The organism is Baaleninema simplex PCC 7105 (assembly GCF_000332355.1).
GTDB classification, from domain to species: domain Bacteria; phylum Cyanobacteriota; class Cyanobacteriia; order Cyanobacteriales; family Geitlerinemataceae; genus Baaleninema; species Baaleninema simplex.
In genome coordinates this window covers 623,213-624,451 of the sequence record NZ_KB235959.1, presented here as the reverse complement: position 1 = coordinate 624,451, position 1,239 = coordinate 623,213, and the positions used below count along the sequence as shown (strand labels likewise).

General features: G+C 45.0%; 1 pseudogene and 1 CRISPR repeat array. The pseudogene reads right to left on the bottom strand.

Annotation, left to right across the window (positions count from 1 at the left end):
• Positions 1–131: 131 nt before the first annotated feature.
• Positions 132–766: a CRISPR direct-repeat array (repeat unit 37 nt; unit sequence GTTTCAATCCCTAGAAGGGATTTTTGGGTTTTTCAAC).
• A gap of 233 nt (positions 767–999) precedes the next feature.
• Positions 1,000–1,239 (bottom strand): annotated as a pseudogene (locus tag GEI7105_RS37760) (IS701 family transposase); the annotation flags it as partial.

The following is a 1,239-nucleotide window of genomic DNA, read 5'->3' as shown; positions in this document are numbered from 1 at the left end:
GGACAGCCATGTCTTTTCGTTTTGTGGCATGGCTGAACGAGAATCGAGACCTGTTTGCCGCTCACAAAGCGCGTTTTGGCTTGGTTTGGGCTTGAAATTTGTTTAAGTACCGATAGGAGCTATAGGCAGCCGTTTCAATCCCTAGAAGGGATTTTTGGGTTTTTCAACTCCCCGCCACCAGCCCGCAATTTCGCACTCCCGTTTCAATCCCTAGAAGGGATTTTTGGGTTTTTCAACAGAGAAAACGAGGCGCGAGCGAGTCCAACGCAGTATCGACTGGCAAGTTTCAATCCCTAGAAGGGATTTTTGGGTTTTTCAACTCGAACATACTGACGAGACAACGGCGAAAGAGGTAGATTTCAAGTTTCAATCCCTAGAAGGGATTTTTGGGTTTTTCAACCCGAAATGCAGTTAGCAATGTTACGGGATGCAGGGGTTTCAATCCCTAGAAGGGATTTTTGGGTTTTTCAACCTGGGGTGTCGTGTTGCGAAGAACGGTGGTAACAGTTTCAATCCCTAGAAGGGATTTTTGGGTTTTTCAACAAAACCAACAATCGAACCAGGAACCGTATATTTTCTTGGGTTTCAATCCCTAGAAGGGATTTTTGGGTTTTTCAACGTAGACTGTGACGGATACACTCTTATCCTCTGAGTTCCGTTTCAATCCCTAGAAGGGATTTTTGGGTTTTTCAACACTGGAGCCGAGTTACAAGGCAGAGATCGGCTTAAGTTTCAATCCCTAGAAGGGATTTTTGGGTTTTTCAACATGAACGAACATTTACAAAGGTATACGCGGGTGTATCTCACTTTTGTAAAAATATGAGTCTGGGGTAGGTTGGACTTCGGCAACGCTGCCGTCCAGGGGGGTAGCGATCGCGAAACCCAAAAACAGATCGATTCAGTGCAGAGACTCCGATCTGATAAATTTGCATTTTTGAGATGCACCCGGTATACGCAATGTCTTTACTGTTTCAATCCCTAGCGGTACTTAAACAAATTTCAAGCCCAAACCAAGCCAAAACGCGCTTTGTGAGCGGCAAACAGGTCTCGATTCTCGTTCAGCCATGCCACAAAACGAAAAGACATGGCTGTCCGAAAAGCCTCTAAAGCATCTACAAAAGTTTCCAAAGGTTGGTTCGCCCACTTCCTTCGTAAACCGCCCGTCAACTTATGCCAAAGGATAAAAAGTGTAGGCACAAAATACCAAAATTAAATGCCGCTGTAAACTCTTCAAACCTC